At 58.6% G+C, this 21,246-nt stretch carries 21 protein-coding genes and 1 tRNA gene; 15 read left to right on the top strand and 7 right to left on the bottom strand.

From position 1 onward, the window contains the following. Positions 1-195 precede the first annotated feature (195 nt). The 4 genes from ACEWL3_RS05575 to pdxH form a co-directional block, all read right to left on the bottom strand. Positions 196-272: transfer RNA gene (locus ACEWL3_RS05575), tRNA-Pro, on the bottom strand. A gap of 104 nt (positions 273-376) precedes the next feature. Beyond that, positions 377-871 (bottom strand): DUF192 domain-containing protein, encoded by a 495-nt coding sequence (locus tag ACEWL3_RS05570; protein WP_386180101.1) that lies wholly within the window; start codon positions 869-871, stop codon positions 377-379. Further along, the gene (locus ACEWL3_RS05565) at positions 850-1,359 is read right to left on the bottom strand and encodes a cold-shock protein (protein ID WP_205389918.1); all 510 of its coding nucleotides are present in this window, start codon (positions 1,357-1,359) and stop codon (positions 850-852) included. The genes ACEWL3_RS05570 and ACEWL3_RS05565 overlap by 22 nt, the downstream gene beginning before the upstream one ends. A gap of 147 nt (positions 1,360-1,506) precedes the next feature. Then, positions 1,507-2,142, bottom strand: a complete 636-nt coding sequence (gene pdxH / locus ACEWL3_RS05560; protein WP_386180098.1) for a pyridoxamine 5'-phosphate oxidase — start codon at positions 2,140-2,142, stop codon at positions 1,507-1,509. 277 nt (positions 2,143-2,419) lie between these two features. Between pdxH and fabI the strand changes: the two genes are divergently transcribed. From fabI to ACEWL3_RS05520, 8 genes are all read left to right on the top strand, one after another. Beyond that, positions 2,420-3,226 carry an enoyl-ACP reductase FabI gene (gene fabI / locus ACEWL3_RS05555; RefSeq protein ID WP_386180095.1) on the top strand — a complete coding sequence of 269 codons (807 nt, stop codon included), beginning with the start codon at positions 2,420-2,422 and terminating at the stop codon, positions 3,224-3,226. Continuing rightward, positions 3,223-3,834 carry a LysE family translocator gene (locus ACEWL3_RS05550; RefSeq protein ID WP_386180092.1) on the top strand — a complete coding sequence of 204 codons (612 nt, stop codon included), beginning with the start codon at positions 3,223-3,225 and terminating at the stop codon, positions 3,832-3,834. The genes fabI and ACEWL3_RS05550 overlap by 4 nt, the downstream gene beginning before the upstream one ends. 40 nt (positions 3,835-3,874) lie before the next feature. After that, positions 3,875-4,486 (top strand): LysE family translocator, encoded by a 612-nt coding sequence (locus ACEWL3_RS05545; RefSeq protein WP_386180089.1) that lies wholly within the window; start codon positions 3,875-3,877, stop codon positions 4,484-4,486. Next, the gene (gene gpt / locus ACEWL3_RS05540; RefSeq protein WP_114878957.1) at positions 4,483-4,989 is read left to right on the top strand and encodes a xanthine phosphoribosyltransferase; all 507 of its coding nucleotides are present in this window, start codon (positions 4,483-4,485) and stop codon (positions 4,987-4,989) included. The genes ACEWL3_RS05545 and gpt overlap by 4 nt, the downstream gene beginning before the upstream one ends. Positions 4,990-5,071: 82 nt before the next feature. Next, entirely contained in the window at positions 5,072-6,253 is a 1,182-nt protein-coding gene (locus ACEWL3_RS05535) for an aminotransferase (RefSeq protein ID WP_386180086.1), read from the top strand. 31 nt (positions 6,254-6,284) lie between these two features. Beyond that, positions 6,285-8,126, top strand: coding sequence for a peptidyl-prolyl cis-trans isomerase (locus ACEWL3_RS05530; protein ID WP_386180083.1), 1,842 nt, complete (start codon positions 6,285-6,287; stop codon positions 8,124-8,126). A gap of 9 nt (positions 8,127-8,135) precedes the next feature. Beyond that, positions 8,136-9,647 carry an anthranilate synthase component I gene (gene trpE, locus ACEWL3_RS05525; RefSeq protein WP_386180080.1) on the top strand — a complete coding sequence of 504 codons (1,512 nt, stop codon included), beginning with the start codon at positions 8,136-8,138 and terminating at the stop codon, positions 9,645-9,647. A 2-nt stretch (positions 9,648-9,649) separates the two neighbouring features. Beyond that, positions 9,650-10,690, top strand: a complete 1,041-nt coding sequence (locus ACEWL3_RS05520) for a succinylglutamate desuccinylase/aspartoacylase family protein (RefSeq protein WP_386180077.1) — start codon at positions 9,650-9,652, stop codon at positions 10,688-10,690. A gap of 80 nt (positions 10,691-10,770) precedes the next feature. Here ACEWL3_RS05520 and ACEWL3_RS05515 read toward each other — a convergent pair whose 3' ends face one another. Continuing rightward, the gene (locus tag ACEWL3_RS05515) at positions 10,771-11,634 is read right to left on the bottom strand and encodes an endonuclease/exonuclease/phosphatase family protein (RefSeq protein WP_386180074.1); all 864 of its coding nucleotides are present in this window, start codon (positions 11,632-11,634) and stop codon (positions 10,771-10,773) included. 137 nt (positions 11,635-11,771) lie between these two features. After that, positions 11,772-13,376, bottom strand: coding sequence for a divergent polysaccharide deacetylase family protein (locus tag ACEWL3_RS05510; RefSeq protein ID WP_386180073.1), 1,605 nt, complete (start codon positions 13,374-13,376; stop codon positions 11,772-11,774). Between the two features lie 177 nt (positions 13,377-13,553). On the opposite strand from ACEWL3_RS05510, the gene ACEWL3_RS05505 reads away from it, so the two are divergent. The 7 genes from ACEWL3_RS05505 to lexA all read left to right on the top strand — a co-directional run bounded on the left by ACEWL3_RS05505 (position 13,554) and on the right by lexA (position 19,047). Further along, positions 13,554-14,135, top strand: a complete 582-nt coding sequence (locus ACEWL3_RS05505; RefSeq protein WP_386180071.1) for an anthranilate synthase component II — start codon at positions 13,554-13,556, stop codon at positions 14,133-14,135. Next, positions 14,132-15,148 carry an anthranilate phosphoribosyltransferase gene (gene trpD / locus ACEWL3_RS05500; protein WP_386180068.1) on the top strand — a complete coding sequence of 339 codons (1,017 nt, stop codon included), beginning with the start codon at positions 14,132-14,134 and terminating at the stop codon, positions 15,146-15,148. The genes ACEWL3_RS05505 and trpD overlap by 4 nt, the downstream gene beginning before the upstream one ends. Further along, positions 15,145-15,801 (top strand): uracil-DNA glycosylase, encoded by a 657-nt coding sequence (locus tag ACEWL3_RS05495; protein ID WP_386180065.1) that lies wholly within the window; start codon positions 15,145-15,147, stop codon positions 15,799-15,801. The genes trpD and ACEWL3_RS05495 overlap by 4 nt, the downstream gene beginning before the upstream one ends. 9 nt (positions 15,802-15,810) lie before the next feature. Beyond that, complete coding sequence (gene trpC, locus ACEWL3_RS05490) at positions 15,811-16,623, top strand: indole-3-glycerol phosphate synthase TrpC (RefSeq protein WP_386180062.1); 813 nt, start codon at positions 15,811-15,813, stop codon at positions 16,621-16,623. Beyond that, the gene (gene moaC, locus ACEWL3_RS05485) at positions 16,624-17,097 is read left to right on the top strand and encodes a cyclic pyranopterin monophosphate synthase MoaC (protein WP_386180059.1); all 474 of its coding nucleotides are present in this window, start codon (positions 16,624-16,626) and stop codon (positions 17,095-17,097) included. Then, complete coding sequence (locus ACEWL3_RS05480; RefSeq protein ID WP_386180057.1) at positions 17,094-18,266, top strand: molybdopterin molybdotransferase MoeA; 1,173 nt, start codon at positions 17,094-17,096, stop codon at positions 18,264-18,266. The genes moaC and ACEWL3_RS05480 overlap by 4 nt, the downstream gene beginning before the upstream one ends. 79 nt (positions 18,267-18,345) lie before the next feature. Further along, positions 18,346-19,047 (top strand): transcriptional repressor LexA, encoded by a 702-nt coding sequence (gene lexA / locus ACEWL3_RS05475; protein WP_386180054.1) that lies wholly within the window; start codon positions 18,346-18,348, stop codon positions 19,045-19,047. On the opposite strand, the gene ACEWL3_RS05470 is transcribed toward lexA, so the two are convergent. Then, complete coding sequence (locus ACEWL3_RS05470; RefSeq protein WP_386180051.1) at positions 19,011-21,089, bottom strand: ComEC/Rec2 family competence protein; 2,079 nt, start codon at positions 21,087-21,089, stop codon at positions 19,011-19,013. The genes lexA and ACEWL3_RS05470 overlap by 37 nt on opposite strands. Positions 21,090-21,246: the final 157 nt, after the last annotated feature.

Genomic DNA, 21,246 nt, shown 5'->3' with positions numbered 1-21,246 from the left:
TTTACCCACAAGAAGAAGATTAACATTCAGATAATTTCCTGCCGGATTCAGTGACAGAAAAAAACTTTGAGCCGTGTCACGAAATCGTAACATCCGGCCCCAGATTGTTGCGAGAATCACGCACACGGCACCCCAAATGTGGTAGCAATTTGCGTCGACACATCTGGCTGGCTCTATATCTAGATTTTGTGAAAGTGGTCGGAGCGAGAGGATTCGAACCTCCGACCCCCTGTACCCAAAACAGGTGCGCTACCAGGCTGCGCCACGCTCCGACACGGGCTTCTTTAGCTACACTTGCTTTGAATGAAAAGCCCTAGTTTGCGACAAAATTGATCGTGCCGGAACAAAGGCTCCTCATGTACGATCCGCAACACCGCTAACAGGGCCAGACCGGCAAATGATCCGCGAACGCAGGATGGCGGACCTGGCTGCCCACCGTGATCCCCAACCGTTTCGCCAACCCGCCATTGATCTCCAGCGCGGAAAGCAGGTCCTGACCGCCCAAGATCGGCGTTTCATCCAGTGGTTTTGCCATATGGTGAATGTGCTGCACGACACCGCGCGCATCAATGAACACCATATCCAACGGGATCAGCGTATTGCGCATCCAGAAACTGAGTGTCTGGGGACTGTCATAGACAAACAGCATGCCGTTGCCGAGGGCCATCGTCTCCCGGTGCATAAGGCCTTGCTGCTGCTCTTGGGGCTCGTCGGCGACCTCAACGGTGAACCGCGCGCTGCCCCAGGCCCCCCGCAACGTGACTGTATCCTCGCTGCAGGATTGTTCTGCCTGAGCCGCAACAGCACTGACCGCCAGGATCAGGGCAACTACTGAGCGCCGCAGCCCATTTACGTTTGTACGGATTCCCATGCCTGCACCTCAGCCGCCATATGGCCGCGCTTGCCTTGAATCACCCGCATCGCCAGCGCTTCACCCGGTTGCAGATCAGAAAGACCCGATTGGCGCAGCACCTCGATATGGACAAATACATCGTCAGGCTTGCCAAATACATTTGCAAAACCAAAGCCCTTGGCCTTGTCGAACCATTTCACCCGCGCAGGTTCAAGCGGGGCGGCAGCGACCGCATCGGCATCAAGCTCAACAATATCGGCCAACACAATCGAATGGGATCCTTCCGGAGGATGAACAGCAACGACACTGGTTGCCTGCACCCCCCTTTCAGTCTCCTGCGCAAACAGATCAACCCTGGTCCCATCAGCGATTGAGCTTTGACCAAAATTGCGCAACACATTGACGTGCAGTAAAATGTCCGGCCCGCCGGTGTCAGCGATAACAAAGCCGAAGCCTTTGTTCGGGTCAAACCATTTGACCACACCTGAGAGCTGAAACCCGGACATGTCTTGCGCGACCGCCTCTTGGTTTATTTCTTCTTTATCCGTCACAACAGTCCCTTGATATCAAAACGACCACACTGCGGTCGCTCCATTTTTTTCTGACGCCCAACAAACTTCAACTCACTAATACTATCTACACTGTAACCTTGATCAGGGGCTAAGCCGCTCGATCATCCAAGCATCTTTCGGGGATGCCCGTTGCCATCTAAAACGGTCATGCAGGCGAAACTCACCATCCGCCCAAAACTCAATCTCGACCGGTGTTAAGCGATAGCCACCCCAGAAAGGTGGCCGACTGGGATTGAGCCCATGTTTCGCTGTCGCCTTGGCGACCTCGGCCATCAAAGCGGTTCGACTGCTGAGCGGTTGCGATTGCCTTGACGCCCAAGCACCCAAACGGCTCTTTAGCGACCGGGACGCATAATACTCATCCGCCTGCGGCCCGTTTTCGCGGCTGATCAGCCCGCGCACCCGGATCTGGCGGCGCAGGGATTTCCAGTGCATCACAAACGCGGCTTTCCCGGCACTGTCCAATTCCCGCGCTTTTATACTTTCGTAGTTGGTATAGAAAACAAATGCAGCAGCTTCGATTTCCTTAAGCAGGACCATCCGGGCATTGGGCAATCCGCCAGCGTCAACCGTCGACAGCGCTATCGCATTGGGATCATTGGGTTCTTTGCCTTGCGCTTCTTCAAGCCAGCGGCGTGCAATCACGAAAGGATCATCTCCCGCAAAAACCCCCGTCCGGTTCTCTTGCAATACCGTGGTTTCCAAGTCGCCCGTCATCCTTCGCTTTCAGTTCTTACCTAGAAATATACCGCTTTTTGAGCCGTTTTTTGGCTGTCAAATCGTTAACGTTAGCATAGGTCCTAACACCTTAAAAAGAAAGGCAACAAGACAATGATTGTGTCAGATTGAGAAAATATCAAATTCGACTGCTTGCATTCATGCACATAAACCCAAGCGTTATTGACCGGCCCGCACCGACTTCCGTTGGCCTTGCTGGGGCGCACCTAATGGCTTAAACCCGCAACAAAGAACCGGGTAATAACAGGGCAGCGATATGGCAAATGATCTGATGCAAGGAAAACGAGGGCTGATCATGGGCCTCGCAAACGATAAATCAATCGCATGGGGCGTGGCCAAATCACTGGCTGATGCCGGTGCTGAACTTGCCTTTTCCTATCAGGGCGACGCGTTGAAAAAGCGGGTTGATCCTTTGGCAGCACAACTTGGCAGCAATATCGTGCTGCCGTGTGACGTTGGCGATGAGGCTTCGATCGATGCGCTTTTTGACAACCTGAAAGAGACATGGGGCGAGATTGACTTTGTCGTCCATGCCATTGGTTTTTCAGATAAAAACGAGTTGCGCGGTCGCTATGTTGATACAAGTCGCGCCAATTTTGCAATGTCGATGGACATCTCGGTCTATTCATTTACCGCGGTGATGGCCCGTGCCGAAAAGATGATGTCGCCGGGTGCCGCTGCGGTCACCCTGACCTATTATGGGGCTGAAAAAGTGATGCCGCATTATAACGTGATGGGCGTGGCCAAAGCCGCCCTTGAGGCGTCGGTCAAATACCTGGCCGAAGATCTGGGCAAAGACGGCATTCGCGTCAATGCAATCTCGGCAGGACCGATCAAAACACTGGCCGCATCTGGCATTGGCGATTTCCGCTATATAATGAAATGGAACGAATACAACTCTCCCCTGCGCCGCAATGTGACAATCGAGGACGTCGGCAAGGCAGCACTGTATCTGCTGAGCGATCTGGGCAGCGGCACAACCGGCGAAAACCTGCATGTGGACGCCGGATACCACGTGGTTGGGATGAAGGCGGTGGACGCGCCTGACATGGCCAAAGAGTGACCGCAGCCGCGCTCGCCTCTCTTGCCTTGGTGCAACTGCTTCTCGCGATGAGCCCCGGGCCCGCGTTTGTGCTGACGGTGCGCACCGCTGCCGGAGAAGGGATGCGCCCGGCGCTGTGGCTGACTGTGGGATTGGCGTTTGCTGTTGTCCTTTGGGCGGCGGCGGCCCTTGCAGGTCTGTCGATCTTGTTCGAACTGATGCCATGGCTGCAAACCGGGTTGCGCATCGCCGGGGCGCTGTTTCTGATCTGTATCGCCGTCACTCTGTGGCGACATGCACCTGATCGCCTGCCGGAACAAAACGCCGAAATGCCGCGCGGTGCGCTGCAATCGTTCTTATTGGGTCTGTGGACGGATCTTGCCAACCCAAAGGCGCTGGCGTTTTTCGCTGCCATCTTTTCCGGCCTCGTCCCGTCCAGCCCAAGTCTGGTGGATGCGGTGTCGATCCTCGTTCTGGTATTTGCGGTTGAATGTGCATGGTACGCCGTTGTCGCACTGGTCTTTTCCCGCCCTGCACCTCGTCGCCTTTATGCCAGGGTCAAAATGAACACTGAGCGCGTCTTTGCAGTTTTGCTCGGTGGGTTCGGCATACGGATCGGACTGGGATGACTGCAGTGTTCGCTTGTTCGTTTAAAACAAGGTCCTTGTCATGACCCTGGAGCATATGATCGCTTTCAACGCCGTGCTGATTGTATCAATCCTCAGCCCCGGTGCTGCATTTTTGATGGCGGTACGCAGTACCGTGTCCAATGGCAGGCGTGCGGGTATCGCCACCGGATTTGGTCTTGGCCTGATGGCGAGCCTTTGGACGCTCTGCGCCCTTTTGGGTATGGACGCTGTCTTTGCCTATTTTCCATGGACCTTTGCCATGCTGAAGATCGGTGGTGCGGCCTATCTCATCTATCTGGCGGTCGCGACATGGCGCGGGGCGAAACAGCCGATGACAGCCGGAACCAAACCGCATGGCCGCGCCTTCATGGACGGTTTCCTTGTAAACCTCGGCAATCCCAAATCTGTTCTTTTTGCTGCGGCGGTCCTTGTCGTAGTGTTTCCCCCCAACCTCTCAGGTCCTGAGATTGGGATGATCTGGCTGAACCACCTCACCTTGGAAATCTTGTTCTATACCGGCTGCGCTTTTGTCCTGAGCGCATCTGCCGCGCGCGCACGTTATCTGCGCGCGAAACCGCATCTTGACCGCATCGCTGCCCTGCTTCTAGGCGGGCTTGGCCTCAAACTTCTGCTGCAAAGGTATCCGACATGAACGACACGCAATTACCGCATGAAAAGGGCTTTCACATTTCCTGGGACCAGATTCACCGTGACAGCCGCGCGTTGGCCTGGCGGCTTGACGGTCAGGGACCCGACAATGGCGCATGGCGGGCCGTCGTTGCGATTACCCGCGGCGGCATGGCCCCGGCGATGATTGCGGCGCGCGAACTGGATATCCGCACTGTCGATACCATCTCGATCAAATCCTATGACCACCAGGACCAATCAGAGGCCAAGGTGCTCAAATCCCCGGATGCAGAACTGATGGGTGACGGCACAGGCATATTGATCATTGACGATCTGGTGGACAGCGGCAAAACCCTCGAAGTGGTCCGCGCCCAATACCCCAAAGCGCATTTCGCCACCGTCTATGCCAAACCCAAGGGCCGCCCTCAGGTCGACACCTTCATCACCGAAGTCAGCCAGGACACATGGATATTCTTCCCGTGGGACATGGCCCTGCAATATGTTGAACCCTACCGGGGCAAGGACTGAACCGGGCGTAAGCCCCTTCACTTCCTGAGAACCCTCAGCAACTGCCGCCTCACTCCCACCCCATCTAGAGGACACTCCCGCAATGAACTTGCCCCGCACCGCCACCACATTCGCGCCCCCCGTGATGGAGGCCCGCCGCTGGTTGCAGGGTGTGACATTCCCTGCGGACCGGCCCCTGATCAATGTTAGCCAGGCCGCCCCCGTCGATCCGCCACCGCCCGCGTTGCGTCAGGCCATGGCCGATGTGGCGCTTCAGAACGATGAAGCGCATCTTTATGGCCCCGTCCTTGGCCTGCCCGAACTGCGCGCCGAACTTGCCGCCAAAACCGCAAATCATTACGCAGGTACCGTGGACCCCGCACAGGTCTGTATCACCTCGGGCTGCAATCAGGCTTTCGCCGCTGCCATTGCCATACTCTGCGCGGAAGAGGATGAAGTAATCCTGCCAACCCCTTGGTATTTCAATCATAAGATGTGGCTTGATATGTCAGGTGTCGCCGCCGTGCCGCTGCCGACAGGTGCCGATCTTTTGCCCGACCCCGAACAGGCCGCAGCCCTGATCACACCGCGCACCCGCGCAATATCGCTGGTCACACCGAACAATCCCGGCGGTGTGGAATACCCAGCCGATCTGGTGCAAGCCTTCTTTGATCTGGCCCGCGAACATGGCATCGCTCTGATCGTAGATGAAACATACCGCGATTTTGACAGCCGCAGCGGCCCACCCCACGCCCTGTTCCAGGACCCCGACTGGGACGACACCCTGATCCATCTTTATTCCTTCTCCAAAGCATACCGCCTGACCGGCCACCGCGTCGGCGCGATGATCGCCAGTCCAAAGCGTCTGGCAGAGGTCGAAAAATTCCTCGACACCGTCGCCATCTGTCCGGGTCAGATCGGTCAGCATGCCGCCCTTTGGGGGATGCAGAACCTTGCACAATGGCTGGCTGGAGAACGTGACGAAATTCTGGCGCGCCGTGCGGCGATTGCCACCCAGATGCCAAAGTTGACAGCGCAAGGGTGGCAGCTTTTGGGTCTGGGCGGCTATTTCGCCTATATGCAGCACCCCTTTGGTATCAGCTCTGCCGATTTGGCCCCCCAACTGGTGCGCGACGCGGGCATCTTGTGCCTGCCCGGCACCATGTTTTGCCCCACGGATGATCCAAGCGGAGAGCGCCAGTTGCGCATTGCTTTTGCCAATCTCGATGCCACGGGCATTGCCATTCTGTTTGACCGCCTTGCAGCCCTGCCGCGCAACGCATAGACAAGCGCAAACGCGAAAAGGGACGTCTGACATGGCCAAAGGCTCTAGCATTTCAAAAACCGCTGTTTGGATCCTTATGGGTCTGCTGATCCTTGGCCTGGGCGGCTTTGGGGCGGTCAATCTGTCTGGTAATGTCCGCAGCATCGGCACCGTAGGCGACAAAATCATTCCAATTGACAAATATGCCCGCGACCTGTCTCAGGAAATCCGCGCCATTGAAGCGCAAACAGGTCAGCAACTGCCGTTTGCACAGGCCCAGCAGATCGGACTTGATCGCGCCGTCTTGCAACGTTTGGTGCGCAACCGCGCGTTGGACCACGAGGCGGCGACACTTGGCCTGTCCATCGGTGACGAATCCCTGCGACAGGAAATCATCCAAATCGCCGCCTTTCAGGGCATTGATGGCGAATTCGACCGCGAGGGCTACCGCTTTGCACTGCAACAGGCTGGCCAGAGCGAAGCCGCGTTTGAAACCAGCCTGCGCGAGGAAGCCTCCCGCACCTTGCTTCAGCGTGCGGTGATCGGCGGCATAAAGATGCCTGAGGCTTATGCAAGAACGCTGGTCAATTATGTCAACGAAAAGCGCAGCTTTACATGGACCTCCCTTTCTGCCGAGGATCTGACCGCCCCCATTGGCACCCCCACCGACGCTGATCTGCGTGCGTTTTATGACGAAAACAACGATCAGTTCATGCTGCCTGCGACCAAGATGATCACCTATGCGTGGCTGTCCCCCGATGCGATGATCGACGACATCGAAGTGCCGCAGGAAGAATTGCAGCAGGCCTATGATGACCGCGCAGATGAATATATCCAGCCCGAGCGTCGATTGGTTGAACGTCTGGCCTTTGCCGATCAGGAAGCCGCAGATCAGGCCGCCGCGTCATTGGAAGTGGACGGTACGACCTTCAACGCTTTGGTGCAGGAACGCGGGCTGGAACTGTCTGATGTTGATTTGGGTGATGTGGCTCAGTCCGATCTGAATGCTGCGGGCGACGCGGTATTTGCCGCCGAAGTCGGGGATATTGTCGGGCCACTGGCCAGTGATCTTGGACCCGCGCTTTTCCGCGTGAACGGGGTACTGCCGGCACAAAACGTCACATTTGAAGAGGCCAGGGCCGACCTGCAAGGTGAACTGGCCACCGCCCGTGCAGTGCGCGCAGTCGAGGCCCGTGCGCAGGATCTAGATGATCAGCTTGCCGGCGGGGCCACATTGGAACAACTTGCCGAAGAGACCAAAATGACCCTCGGCACGATTGCCTGGACCCAGGACAGCAGCGATGGCATTGCCGGATATGGTGATTTTCGGCAGGAAGCGGCGGCGCTGTCCGCCGGGGATTTCCCAAAAATCAACCAACTCGATGATGGCGGTATCTATGCCATGCGTCTTGACGAAGAATTGCCAGAACGCCCCGAACCTTTTGAAGACGCCAAAGGCGCTGTGCGCACCGCATGGCAGGCAGAACAGACCGTTCAACAGCTGAATGCGCAAGCCACGGCCCTGCTGACGTCCCTTGGCAGCGATGCGTCGTTCGAAGCGGCAGGCCTTGATGCCGTGATCGAACAGGACCAGACCCGCAATGGCTTTATCGAGGGCACGCCAGAGAATTTCATGAGCGAAGTTTTTGCAATGAACGTGGGCGATGTGACGGTGCTGCCCGGCGATGGCAGCGTCGTAATCGTTCGGTTGGACAGCATCACAGCCGCCGGCGACAGCGCCGCCAACGCCGCCCTTCTGGAACAGGTTTCACAACAACTGAACCAGACGCTGGCTCAGGATATTTTTGCCATTTATTCCGATGACGTGGTGCGCCGTGCCGGTCCGCAAATCGACCAACGCGCCGTTCAGGCTGTGCATGTCAACTTTCCCTAGGCAAAATCAATGGCCCTGACCCCAGATTTCAGCACATTTGAGGCCGCCTATTCATCCGGGCAAAACCAGATTGTCTATACCCGCCTTGCCGCTGACATCGACACGCCGGTGTCGCTGATGCTGAAACTCACCGGTGCTGCTGAAAACGCTTTTGTGCTTGAATCCGTGACGGGGGGCGAAGTGCGCGGGCGCTATTCGATCATCGGGATGAAACCTGATTTGATCTGGCGCTGCCGTGGCAAAGCATCAGCCATTAACCGTGCCGCGCGCTATGATGCGGATGCGTTTGAGGATGTGCCGGGCAATCCGCTCGACACCCTGCGCGCGGTGATTTCTGAATCGCGGATCGACCTGCCCGATGACCTGCCTCAGGCGGCTGCGGGGCTTTTTGGCTATCTCGGCTATGACATGATCCGGCTTGTTGAACATCTTCCAGACGTGAACCCCGATCCCTTGGGCCTGCCGGATGCGCAGATGCTGCGCCCGTCGGTGATCGCAGTTCTTGATGGCGTCAAGGGCGAGGTCACGCTGGTATCGCCCGCATGGGTCAGGGATGGCCAGTCGGCGCGTGCGGCCTATGCCCAGGCGGCGGAGCGGGTGATGGATGCGGTGCGTGATCTGGAGCGAAGCTTGCCCGACACCAGCCGCGATTTGGGTGACGCGGCGGATGCCCCGGAACCGGTCAGCAATTTCACCAAGGATGCCTACAAAGCTGCCGTTGAAAAGGCCCGGGACTATATCGTTGCGGGGGACATTTTTCAGGTCGTGCCAAGCCAACGCTGGGCGCAGGGGTTCACCCAACCACCCTTTGCGCTTTACCGCAGCCTGCGGCGCACCAACCCGTCGCCGTTCATGTTCTATTTCAACTTCGGCGGCTTCCACGTGGTCGGGGCCTCGCCCGAAATTCTGGTGCGTGTTTTTGGCAATGAGGTCACCATTCGCCCCATCGCCGGCACCCGCCCGCGCGGGGCAACCCCGGAAGAAGACCGCGCCCTTGAGGCCGATCTGATGGCCGACCAAAAAGAACTGGCCGAGCACCTGATGCTGCTTGATCTGGGCCGCAACGACGTAGGCAGGGTTGCCAAAATCGGCACTGTGCGGCCCACCGAAGAATTCATCGTTGAACGCTACAGCCACGTGATGCACATCGTTTCAAATGTGGTGGGCGAACTGAAAGAAGGCTGCGACGCGCTTGATGCCTTCTTTGCGGGCATGCCTGCGGGCACGGTATCAGGGGCACCCAAGGTCCGCGCGATGGAGATTATCGACGAACTGGAACCCGAAAAGCGCGGTATTTATGGCGGCGGTGTCGGATATTTCAGCGCCGGTGGTGATATGGACATGTGCATCGCGCTACGCACCGCAGTGATCAAGGGCGAAACATTGTACATTCAGGCGGGCGGCGGCGTTGTCTATGACAGCGATGCAGAGGCTGAATATATGGAAACCGTGCATAAATCCAACGCCATCCGCCGCGCCGCCGCCGATGCCGCGCGCTTTGACGGGTCGGGGCGCAACTGATCGTGCCCGCCCCGCAACCCTTTGAGATCGCAGGTCACCGGGTTGAACGCGGCACCCGCAAATCCATCACACTGCCTGTCTCTATCCTGCCCGATCACACGCCCATCGGTCTGTCGCTTGAGGTGCACCACGGCAAACGGCCCGGCCCCACATTGTTTGTCAGCGCTGCGGTTCATGGGGACGAAGTGATCGGTGTTGAAATCGTGCGCCGCCTGCTACGCGCGCCGCAATTGACATCGCTGCGGGGCACATTGATTGTCGTTCCGGTTGTGAACTCCTTTGGCTTTCTCAGCCGCTCGCGGTATCTGCCTGACCGCCGCGACCTGAACCGCTGTTTTCCGGGCTCTCCCTCAGGCTCGCTTGGGTCCCGGCTTGCGCATATCTTTCTTAACGATGTTGTGCTGCGCTGCGACTTTGGCATTGACCTGCATTCCGCCGCGATCCACCGCACCAATCTGCCGCAAGTGCGCGTCTCGCCCTCTGACAGGGTCACCGCGAAGATGGCAATTGATTTTGGTGCGCCAGTGGTGCTGACATCGCCGTTGCGCGATGGATCATTGCGCGCGGTGGCTGCCAAGAATGGCACGCCAATTCTGCTCTATGAGGCTGGCGAAGGCCTGCGCTTTGACGAAATGGCCGTGCGCGCGGGACTTGCAGGCATCCTGCGGGTGATGCGCGGTCAGGACATGCTGCCTGCCAAAGGCATTGCCCGCGCCAAGGTTGCACCGCATGTCTGCACGTCTTCAAGCTGGCTGCGCGCCCCGGCGGGGGGTCTGCTGCGCACGTTCCGGGCCGAGGGCGAAACGGTTGAAGAAGGCGACATACTTGCAACAGTCTCAGACCCCTTTGGCGAGGTCGAAACCAATCTGCTTGCCCCGGCTGCAGGCATCCTGATCGGCCGCGCGATATTGCCGGTGGTCAACGAAGGCGACGCAATTTTTCACCTCGCCCGCCTCAGCCCGCGCGCGGTCGAAGCCACGGTGGATGATCTGGCCACACAGCTGGAAACCGATCCGCTTTTTGATGAAGACGAGATTATCTGAAGGGTGTCAGGCCCTGCGTGTCGGTATCAAGTTGACACCCGATGCCACCAGTTGCGCCGCCAGCCCCCCGCGAAAAACCATCACTTCGGCCAAAGCACCAGATCAGCAACGAGGCCCGCATGATCTGATCCCAGCAGCGGACGCATTTCCAACGACCCTCCACCCGGTGCAAGCACCATATCGATCGGCAACGGGATATTTCTCAGATGCAGCGTCGCACGCGCCGGACCTGCCAATTGCGTACCCGTCAATGCCGCAATCCTGCCAACCCTGCCCGACCATGGCACAATGTTAAAGTCACCCGCCAAGATAACCGGGCCATCAAGTTCTGACAGCAGTGATATCGCATCCTTTTCATTCTCAGAACTGTCATGCGGCCAAGGCCAGGGAATATGCGCAGAGGCAACCCAGACCCGTTGGCCCTTTAGGAGAATTGGTGCGGCCAGCACTGCACGCGAATCGGAGCATATAGGATCACCGTCAAACGGAAGCCGAGACGCCAGAGCAATGCCGCTCCACCGCGAAAATCTGCAGACATGCTGGTGTGGAAATTTCGCTTTCAACTGTTGAAGTGACGGGTTGTTGTGAACCGAGACCTCCTGAAGCATGACAACGTCGACATTTGCAGCCTCAATGTCCGCGACCACTGCAGAATATTCCTTGTTACCGAACCAAAGGTTCTTGGAATAAACCCGGATATCTCCGCCTGACTTCTGCGGCAGAAAAGAAACTGCAACCGTTGAAATTGCCAGCAGCGCGATGGTCCCGAAAGCAAATCTGAGCGTGAGCGAACGGGCGACAAAAATGCCCAGAATGCAGATCATCCCAAATACCGGCCTTCCGATGGCGACGGTATCCGCGCCACGGTGAAATTGGCCAAGGTAGCCAACAATAACGAGCAAAGCCGCTATTGATATCAAGCCAAGGAAAGCTTTGCGCACCATGAAACCTATTTCCAATGAAATCCTGCCGACCATCCAAGTATCTCAGTTAGAGCACAACCGGTAGTCGAAAATATGGCACCAATCAGGTTGCTCCCTGTGCGCTCAGACCAGACGGTTGCCATACCGGAGTCGCTCCCTCATTCCGACCGCTGCAACACCGCCGATATCGGGGCCAATGACACCTTGCCCGCACGGTCCTGCAAGCCCCAAAGCAGCAGCGCCGAAATCGTATCCGGGCGCAGACGGCCCAGCATGATCACGGCACCCTCCTGATTTGCTCTAAAGGCGGCCTGATCCAGAAACCGGCGGATCACCTGCGCGGTTTGGTCCTTGCTGTCAAAATCACGAAAAACCGGATCGGCTGGCACGCCTTTTTTGCGGGCAAGCTTGGGCATGGTATTCAGTCCCTTGTCCTGGGTGATCAATCCATGACCTGTTTGCGCCAGAATCTCGGTCACCTGATCGGCCACACCACGTGATCCCTGCAAGCCACCCTTGGTGCCTTCGAGCACCCCGACAACTTCCGGCAGTTTGGACAATGTCACACCAAAGGTGGTTTCCGCATCCACCGGTGCCGCCCCTTCGGGCAGATCAACCATCGCCAGAACCTCAAACCCTTCGTTTCGGTAGAGCGCCATACGTTCAGCCGCATCGTCCAGACTACTGTCCACCGCAAAGCTCAGCGGATAGGGAAAACTGCGCAGCGCAGCAATACCGGCGCTTCCAGACGTAAGCGAACTGCCATCGTCAATCAGAACGATACCCATCAGGGGTTTGTTGTCAGGGTTATCAAACGCCTGCGCGAATGCGTCAATCGGCAGCGCATTTTCGCCCACCTGCCCTACAACACCCTCCGTTGGTGCGTCAACTGGCACAGTACCTTCGGCTGCCGCATCATTATTGGTCAGGCGATTGACGATAACGCCGCCACTGCGCTCTGTCAGCGAAACTGCAGGTTTTCCAATGGCCGGGCGCGCAGAGGCGGCTTCGCCCTCTGCCTCGTTGGCCGCTTCGGTTTGTGGCGCTTCTGGCTCTTGGGGAATTGGCAAGATCACGATGGGCGGCGGGTCCACGGCAGTGACCGCAGGTTCCGCCACCGCAGGATCAACGGGTGCATCCCGTTCTGGAACCACGGCTGTTGCAACCTGTGCGGTTTCCTCTGCCGGAGCAGGATCGCTGATGTCCTCTTCTGCCACGGGCAGCACTGGCGCAGGATCAATCGCATCATCGTTGGATGGTTGCGCAGGAGCATCAAAGGCCCCCTCTATGGTCTCGGCCAGCGGCGCGGGCGGCTGTGCAGGCTCCGTGCTGATGGACAGAACATCCGCTGCTGTCGGTGCCATCGGGGCAAGGGCCTGCGGGTTCGGCAGCACAGGGTCATCGCCTTGAGGCACAGCGCCACCCAAGTCTGACCCAACAGCAGGCGTTTGAAGATCTTCTGCGACACCTGTTTGGGGGATCGCAGCGGGGGTCACGGTATCAGCATTGATCCCGGCAAGAGTATCTGGTTCCGGTGCCGAAGTTTGCACGCCGACCTGACCCGTCACTGGCGCCCGGTCGGCATTGCTGCTCTGTTCACCGCTGACGGGTTCAGCAATCTGTGTCGGTGCAATGGCCACAGCCGGTGACGCATCGCTGACCTCAGGTGGCATTGGCAGGGGGGCCAGCACGGATGCCACCCCACCTACCCCAACACTCACAATTCCGCCCCAAAGAACGCCGCTCAAGAATCCGCGTGCCATTTGTGCATTCTCCTGCTGTCTCTTCCGCGCGTGACGCGGCCTTCTGCCCTTTGCCGGCTTTTCGGTTGCACTCTTGACGTACGCGCGCAAGCCTGAACATGTGTGGCACGACATATACGCTGCCTTGCCGGCGTTTCTCTAGTCCTAATGCCTGGCCCAAAGACAAAGATTTTCCCATTGTTGCTGCTCATAGATAACTACGACAGTTTTACCTACAACCTCGTGCACTATTTAGGGGCGTTGGGCACCGATGTCGCGGTGCACCGCAATGATACGCTGAGTGTTGCCGATGCGATGGCGATGAAGCCTGCGGGAATATTACTGTCCCCAGGCCCCTGCGATCCTGATCAGGCGGGGATTTGCCTTGAACTGACCCTCGCAGCGGCCAAGGCGCGACTGCCGTTGTTGGGGGTATGTCTGGGACATCAGAGCCTTGGACAGGCGTTTGGCGGGAAGGTCGTGCGCGCAGGCGACATCGTACATGGCAAATTGGGCCAGATGCACCACGATAGCACAGGTGTTTTTGCAGGGCTGCCCAGCCCGTTCGCGGCAACGCGGTATCATTCGCTGGTGGTGGAACGCGAGAGTTTGCCTGCGTGCCTAAGGGTCAACGCGACCCTGCAGGATGGCACGATCATGGGCCTGCAACACCGCGAACTACCACTGCACGGCGTTCAGTTTCACCCGGAATCAATCCGGTCTGAGCACGGGTTTGCGCTGCTGCAAAACTTCCTCAACGAGATGAAAGTCCCTGCATGAGTGATGCATTGAAACCCCTGATTGATGCGGCTGCAAATGGCCCGCTGACCCGGCAACAGGCCGCTGAGGCATTCGAGATTCTGTTCGAGGGCGAAGCCACCCCAAGCCAGATCGGTGGCTTTCTCATGGCGCTGCGCACGCGTGGTGAAACGGTGGATGAATACGCTGCTGCCGCCAGCGTCATGCGTGCCAAATGCCACAAAGTCGTCGCACCCGACGGCGCGATGGATATTGTAGGCACGGGCGGCGACGGTAAGGGCACTTTGAACATCTCAACCGCGACGGCATTTGTTGTGGCGGGTGCGGGCGTCGTGGTGGCCAAACACGGCAACCGCAACCTGTCCTCCAAATCTGGTGCCGCAGATGCGCTGACGCAGATGGGCCTGAACGTCATGGTTGGCCCAAAAATCGTCGAGCGCGAATTGGCCGAGGCCGGCATCGGATTTATGATGGCCCCGATGCACCACCCTGCGATTGCCCATGTGATGCCGACGCGGTCCGAATTGGGCACGCGTACTATCTTTAACATTCTGGGGCCATTGACCAACCCGGCGGGCGTCAAACGGCAACTGACCGGGGCCTATCGCCGCGATCTGATCCGCCCGATGGCCGAAACGCTGGGCGCTCTGGGATCCGAAAAGGCGTGGCTGGTCCACGGCTCCGATGGCACCGATGAGTTGACGATCACCGGCGTAAGCTGGGTCAGCGGATTGGACGACGGCACTGTGTCCGACTTTGAAATACACCCCGAAGATGCTGGCCTGCCTGTGCATCCATTTGAGGCAATCTTGGGCGGCACACCCGAAGAGAATGCACGTGATTTCAATGCGCTGCTGGACGGTGCGCCCTCTGCCTACCGCGACGCTGTGTTGCTGAACTCGGCGGCTGCTTTGGTGGTCGCCGATGCCGCACCCGACCTGAAAGCCGGGGTTGAGATGGCGCGCCACAGCATCGATTCCGGTGCCGCGCGCGACAAGATCACCCGCGTCGCAGCGGTCAGCCACAGCAAATGAAATTCGACCTCAGGCGGCTTGGAGACTGGGCCGACCTGCCCTTTTTTACCGAAAACCTGCCCCGTATTGAATCGGCGTTAACGGCGGATAAGCGGGTTATTTTCCCGCCGCAAGATCAGGTATTTGCAGCGTTGGAAATGACCCAACCTGATGATGTAAAGGTCGTTATTCTGGGCCAAGACCCGTATCACACGCCCGGCAAGGCAGATGGTTTAGCCTTTTCCATCACCCGTGACTTTGGCGGACGGCTGGATAGTTTAGGAAACATTTTCAAAGAGATGCAGAGCGATCTGGCCCTGACCCGCACCCGCACCGACCTTGGTGATTTGGCGGATCAAGGCGTGCTCTTGCTGAACACAATCCTGACGGTGCCGCAGGGCAAAGCGAAAGGCCACGCCAAGCTGGGTTGGCAGGAACTGACGTCGCAAGTATTGGCCCGATTGGCCGATCGCCCACGCGCTTATCTGCTTTGGGGAACTCCAGCGCAAAAGGTCGCGCAAGATGTCGACGCCCACCAGAATCTCAAAATTGAGACCAAACACCCCTCTCCACTGTCTGCATACGGTGGGTTTTTCGGCTCAAAGCCATTCAGCCGCACCAATGCATGGTTGCAGGCGCAGGGCAGTCCCTGCATAAACTGGGGCAACCCATAAGAGAGCGTTATGACCGACACCATTCTGGATAAGATCAAAGCCTATAAGCTGGAAGAAGTCGCCGCCGACAAGGCTGCCAAGCCGCTTGAGGCAGTGATAGCAGAGGCAAATGCGGCCCCACCGGTGCGCCCCTTTGCCGACGCCCTGCATGATGCATCCCGCGAAGGATATGGCCTGATTGCCGAGATCAAGAAGGCCAGCCCGTCCAAAGGATTGATTCGTGCCGACTTTGACCCTGCGACCCTCGCCGCGGCCTATGCTGAGGGCGGCGCAACCTGTCTGTCCGTTCTGACGGACGCCCCCAGTTTCCAAGGATCCAAAAACTATCTTGCCGAGGCCCGCGCCGCCTGCACCCTTCCCGTGCTGCGCAAGGATTTCATGTATGACACCTATCAGGTGGCAGAAGCACGCGCGCTGGGGGCCGACTGCATTTTGATCATCATGGCGTCGGTGTCTGATGCCCAGGCGGCTGAACTGGAAGAGGCCGCAACGGAATGGGGCATGGACGCGCTGATCGAAGTGCATGACGCGGCCGAACTGGAGCGCGCAAGCAAACTTGAGAGCCGCCTTATCGGCATCAATAACCGAAACCTCAAGACCTTCGAAACCACGCTGGATACCACCCGCACCCTGTCAAAAAAGGTGCCTGCCGACCGCATGATCGTGTCGGAATCAGGGCTGAGCACACCCGAAGATCTGGCAAATCTGGCGATGTACGGTGCCCGGATATTCCTGATCGGCGAAAGCCTGATGCGGCAATCCGATGTCGAATTGGCGACCCGCGATCTATTGGCCAATCCGCTGACTGCCGGAGGGATGTGAATGGCCCTTACCCATTTTGATGCCAAAGGCGATGCGCATATGGTTGATGTGTCCGACAAGGCAGTCACGGCGCGCATTGCAGTTGCAGAAAATCACATCAAGATGCGGCAGGAAACCTTTGATATCATTACCGAAGGGCGCGCCAAGAAGGGTGACGTGCTGGGCGTTGCCCGATTGGCCGGGATCATGGCCGCGAAACGCACGGCGGACCTCATCCCGCTTTGCCATCCGCTGCCAATCACATCGGTTGCGGTTGATTTGATCCCAGATGCAGACCTGCCCGGCATCCGCATCACCGCAACCGTTAAGACCACAGGCCAGACAGGGGTCGAGATGGAAGCGCTCACAGCCGCATCGGTCGCCGCGTTGACCGTCTATGACATGACCAAGGCGGTGGATAAGGCCATGGAAATCGGCGGACTGCGCGTTGTGCTCAAGGACGGCGGCAAATCGGGTCGGTTTGAGGCGTCATGATCTCGGTCGAGACCGCCCTTGCGCAGCTTTTGTCGCTTGTGCGGCCCTTGGATGCTGAACATGTGCCTTTGCGACATGCCGCCGGCCGCGTTCTCGCCCGTGATGTTGCCGCGACACGCACACAACCGCCTTTTGCAGCCTCCTCTATGGACGGTTATGCCCTGCGCCGGGCCGAGGTTGAACCGGATGCGATGTTCAAAGTGGTGGGCGAAGCTGCTGCCGGGCACCGGTTCGAAGGCGCGCTTCGCGCCGGTCAGGCGGTGCGGATATTCACTGGCGCGCCGGTTCCCGAAGGTGCCGATTTTGTCGTGATCCAAGAGGATGTGACCCGGCGCGGAGATCTGATCACACTGGGCCACCGCGTTGGAAGCAAAGACAATATTCGTCCAGCCGGTGGTGATTTTGAGGTGGGCCAGACCCTTCATGCCCCCCTGCGCCTGCGCCCGGCTGATATTGCCTTGCTTGCCGCAATGAACATCGCGGATGTGCCCGTCACCCGCCGCCCCCGCGTGGCAATTTTGGCAACCGGGGACGAGCTGGTTCAACCCGGCGAGGTTCCCGGCCCCGATCAGATCATCGCCTCAAACAGCTACGGCCTTGCCGCGATGCTTGACGGTTTGGGGGCGCAGGTTCACATGTTGCCGATTGCACGCGACACCGCAGCCTCTCTGAAACAGGCGTTCAGCCTTGCAAAAGGGTCTGACCTGATCATCACCATCGGCGGCGCGTCCGTCGGTGATCATGATCTGGTGGCCCCGGTCGCCGCTGAAATCGGTATGGAACAAGCGTTCTACAAGGTCGCCATGCGCCCCGGCAAACCGCTGATGGCAGGAAGGCTGGGCGATGCCGCAATGATTGGCCTGCCCGGCAATCCCGTTTCTGCGATGGTCTGTGGCACGATCTTTGTCGCACCCGTGGTCTGCAAAATGCTTGGGCTGGGCGAGCAGGCAACACCGATGCGTCAGGCACCGCTGGCGCGCGCGCTGCCCGCAAATGGCCCCCGTGCGCATTACATGCGCGCCCGCATCACAGACGGCGCGCTGCACCCCGATGACCGACAAGACAGCTCACTTTTGTCTGTGCTTGCGAGCGCCGATGCGCTGCTGGTGCGCCCTGTGGATGATCCGGCCCGCAGGCCCGGTGACATGGTAAATTATATCGTTATCTGACGAATTTCACACAATTCGTTGACACAAAACAAGAACATCCCTAGAACAAATCAAAACCACTGTTCAGGGAAAATGCCCAATGCTGACCAAGAAACAACTCGATCTGCTGGCGTTTATTCACAAACGGGTGCAACGCGATGGCGTCCCGCCCAGTTTTGATGAAATGAAGCTGGCATTGGATTTGCGGTCTAAGTCCGGCATTCATCGTCTGATCACAGCACTTGAGGAACGCGGCTTTATCCGTCGTCTGGCGCACCGCGCCCGCGCGATCGAAGTGGTTAGACTTCCTGAAAGCCTTGGCGGTTTGCCCAATCCCGGTTTTGCGCCGCGGGTGATTGACGGGGATCGCCCTGATGTGCCGCCGCCTTCTGCGTCTATGCCGACATCAACGGTGCACGCGATTGAATTGCCTGTGATGGGTCAGATTGCGGCCGGTGTCCCGATTGATGCCATCAGCCATGTGTCCCATTCCGTTTCAGTGCCCAACGGCATGATCGCGGGCTCTGGTGAACATTATGCCCTTGAGGTTAAGGGTGATTCGATGATCGACGCCGGGATCAACGATGGCGATGTCGTGGTGATCCGCGAAACATCCGTGGCAGACGATGGTGATATCGTTGTGGCCCTGGTCGATGACAGCGAAGCAACGCTCAAGCGGTTCCGACGCAGCGGCTCATCCATTGCTCTTGAAGCGGCGAACCCCGCTTATAAGCCGACGGTGCTGCCTTCCAACAGGATCAAGGTTCAGGGCCGTTTGGTCGGATTGATCCGCACATATTGACTGGCACGTTGCCCCTGATCGGGCTTGGGCCAGTTGGTCCAGGGTCGGTCGCCAGCCAGATCGCGGGCTGTGATCATCTGCCAGCCCTGCTTGGTGCGATTGAGTGCAACCGATCCTGTTTGTTTCAGGCGTTCCGGGTCAAACATATCGCAGTCTGATTTTGCCAGATCCGCCGCGGGAACAGAGGTGACAACGATCTGACCCGCGCTGCACCCACCAAACCCTGCAACGGCCCGTTTGCCCGACAAATGGATGACCTGACCCCTTGACCAGCGTGCCGCGGCCTGATCCTGAGACGCGCCGTCGCCGTCATTTTCCAACCAGTTGCGCGCAACAAACCCGGCCCCCTTTTCCTTGCTCAACGCACGTCCTGCAGGCGTCATCAACCCCACCAGCGTTCCGTTGTCCGCGATCAAGACACCGGGCCTTTCTGCCCCGTGCCACAGCACAAAGGCCAAGACCATCGCCGCGATCCCACCCCACCGCAGACGACCTTGCCACAAAATCAAGAACAGAAATCCAAGCGCCAGCAACGGCAAAACCCATGCGCCCGGCCCTGGCACAAACCCTCGCGCGCCATCAAGGCCTGCAACTTCATGTGCAACGGCCAATATCCAACGAAGACCCAGCCCCATCGCCCATAATCCGATCCACTCCAGACCGAAAATCGACAACACCAACGCGGCGACCGCCGCCGGGATCACCAGGATTCCCATCAGCGGAACGGACATCAGATTGGCGATTAACCCGTAATGCGCAATCGCGTTGAAATGCGCCGCAGCGATCGGGGCCGTGGCGATGCCCGCCACGGCAGAGGACACAAAGACAGCCATCACTGGGCGCAGCCAACGCGGCATGAACGCCAACTCAATGCCGCGCAGCCAGCCAAATACCGCCACAAGCGCCGTTGTCGCCGCAAATGACATCTGAAACCCTGGACCCATCAGTGCCTCGGGCCGCAAGACCAGCACAATAATCGCTGCCACCGCCACAGCACGCAACGAAATGGCCCGCCTGCCGATCATCAGCGCCCCCAAGGCGACGGCGACCATGACAAAGGCGCGTTCTGTGGCCACATTGCCGCCCGACAAAGCCAGATAGCCGGACGCCGCGATCAGTGCCCCGCAAGCGGCGATGCCCTTGGTTGGCCAATTCAGGGCGACGCGCGGAACGGCCACCAGAAAAAGCCGCAGCGCGCCAAACACCACTGCCGTGACCAACCCCATATGCAACCCCGAAATCGCCAGAAGATGGGCGAGGTTGCTGGCCCGCAGATCATCAAGCGCCCCTTGGCTGATTGCACTGCGATCCCCGGTGGTGATTGCGGTCGCGAACCCGCCGATGTCCCCCGGCAGAGCGGCCTGAATGCGGGCTGATGCCGCCATGCGTATGCGAAACACCGCAAGTCCCGCATGCCCTTCCTCGGCACGCGCAGCGCCCACCAGCGGCACGCGGGAATAGCCCACCGCCCCCAATCTTGCGAACCATGCATGACGCTGAAAATCGAACCCACCCGGTTCAACTGGTCCCGAGGGCGGCGACAGATGGGCGGTCGTCATCACCCGCAGCCCCGGCTCGGGGGTGATCCCGCCCACCGCCTGACCATGCAAAGAGATGCGCACCCGATCCGGCGTGCGGTGCGGCGGTACCCGGTCAAGGCGGACCTGATCAAGCGTCAGGCGCAGCGCGTCAGACTGGCTGCGATCCATCGCCACCACCCGCCCCTCGACAGCGCCGTAATAACGCCAGCCAAGGACCGGCCCTGCGACATGATGGGTGCGCGCACCTGCAATGATGAACCCGGCCAGACAGAGAGCAATACCAGCGGCCATTGGTGACATGGCTTCGGGCAAGCACCACCCCAAAACAGCAAAGACCAGCATCAAGGCACAAAGGCCTGCAAACATCAAAATCGATGGCTCTGTCAGAACGCTGAAATAGGTTCCGATGCCCGCCGCAAGGCAGACGGGGACCCATCCGATCAACATGCCGCGTTGGTTGGGAAAGAGGAATGCAAATGGCCTCAGGAACGTTGCGGTCATCTGCGCACTTCGCCCCATGCTTGCCCCCGGTTGATGCACTGTTTAGACAGACGTGAAACTCTAGCGGGGTCACGGTTAGCAAAAGGTAAACGCAGGAATAAGCGCGCACCAGTCAAGCCTCCCCGCAATCTAAATCCAGAACAGAAAGCCACCCATC

Origin of the sequence: Sulfitobacter sediminivivens (assembly GCF_042611115.2) — a bacterium.
GTDB classification, from domain to species: Bacteria; Pseudomonadota; Alphaproteobacteria; order Rhodobacterales; family Rhodobacteraceae; genus Sulfitobacter; species Sulfitobacter sediminivivens.
Note: the sequence above shows the minus strand (reverse complement) of the source record. Positions and strands in the feature narration are given on the sequence as shown.

Bases quoted from the DNA above. Each gene is read 5' to 3' on its own strand.
- ACEWL3_RS05570 (WP_386180101.1), bottom strand. From the start codon at position 871: ATGGGAATCCGTACAAACGTAAATGGGCTGCGGCGCTCAGTAGTTGCC.
- ACEWL3_RS05565 (WP_205389918.1), bottom strand. From the start codon at position 1,359: ATGTCCGGGTTTCAGCTCTCAGGTGTGGTCAAATGGTTTGACCCGAAC.
- pdxH (WP_386180098.1), bottom strand. From the start codon at position 2,142: ATGACGGGCGACTTGGAAACCACGGTATTGCAAGAGAACCGGACGGGG.
- fabI (WP_386180095.1), top strand. From the start codon at position 2,420: ATGGCAAATGATCTGATGCAAGGAAAACGAGGGCTGATCATGGGCCTC.
- ACEWL3_RS05545 (WP_386180089.1), top strand. From the start codon at position 3,875: ATGACCCTGGAGCATATGATCGCTTTCAACGCCGTGCTGATTGTATCA.
- gpt (WP_114878957.1), top strand. From the start codon at position 4,483: ATGAACGACACGCAATTACCGCATGAAAAGGGCTTTCACATTTCCTGG.
- ACEWL3_RS05535 (WP_386180086.1), top strand. From the start codon at position 5,072: ATGAACTTGCCCCGCACCGCCACCACATTCGCGCCCCCCGTGATGGAG.
- ACEWL3_RS05530 (WP_386180083.1), top strand. From the start codon at position 6,285: ATGGCCAAAGGCTCTAGCATTTCAAAAACCGCTGTTTGGATCCTTATG.
- trpE (WP_386180080.1), top strand. From the start codon at position 8,136: ATGGCCCTGACCCCAGATTTCAGCACATTTGAGGCCGCCTATTCATCC.
- ACEWL3_RS05515 (WP_386180074.1), bottom strand. From the start codon at position 11,634: ATGGTGCGCAAAGCTTTCCTTGGCTTGATATCAATAGCGGCTTTGCTC.
- ACEWL3_RS05510 (WP_386180073.1), bottom strand. From the start codon at position 13,376: ATGGCACGCGGATTCTTGAGCGGCGTTCTTTGGGGCGGAATTGTGAGT.
- trpD (WP_386180068.1), top strand. From the start codon at position 14,132: ATGAGTGATGCATTGAAACCCCTGATTGATGCGGCTGCAAATGGCCCG.
- ACEWL3_RS05495 (WP_386180065.1), top strand. From the start codon at position 15,145: ATGAAATTCGACCTCAGGCGGCTTGGAGACTGGGCCGACCTGCCCTTT.
- trpC (WP_386180062.1), top strand. From the start codon at position 15,811: ATGACCGACACCATTCTGGATAAGATCAAAGCCTATAAGCTGGAAGAA.
- moaC (WP_386180059.1), top strand. From the start codon at position 16,624: ATGGCCCTTACCCATTTTGATGCCAAAGGCGATGCGCATATGGTTGAT.
- ACEWL3_RS05480 (WP_386180057.1), top strand. From the start codon at position 17,094: ATGATCTCGGTCGAGACCGCCCTTGCGCAGCTTTTGTCGCTTGTGCGG.
- lexA (WP_386180054.1), top strand. From the start codon at position 18,346: ATGCTGACCAAGAAACAACTCGATCTGCTGGCGTTTATTCACAAACGG.
- ACEWL3_RS05470 (WP_386180051.1), bottom strand. From the start codon at position 21,089: ATGACCGCAACGTTCCTGAGGCCATTTGCATTCCTCTTTCCCAACCAA.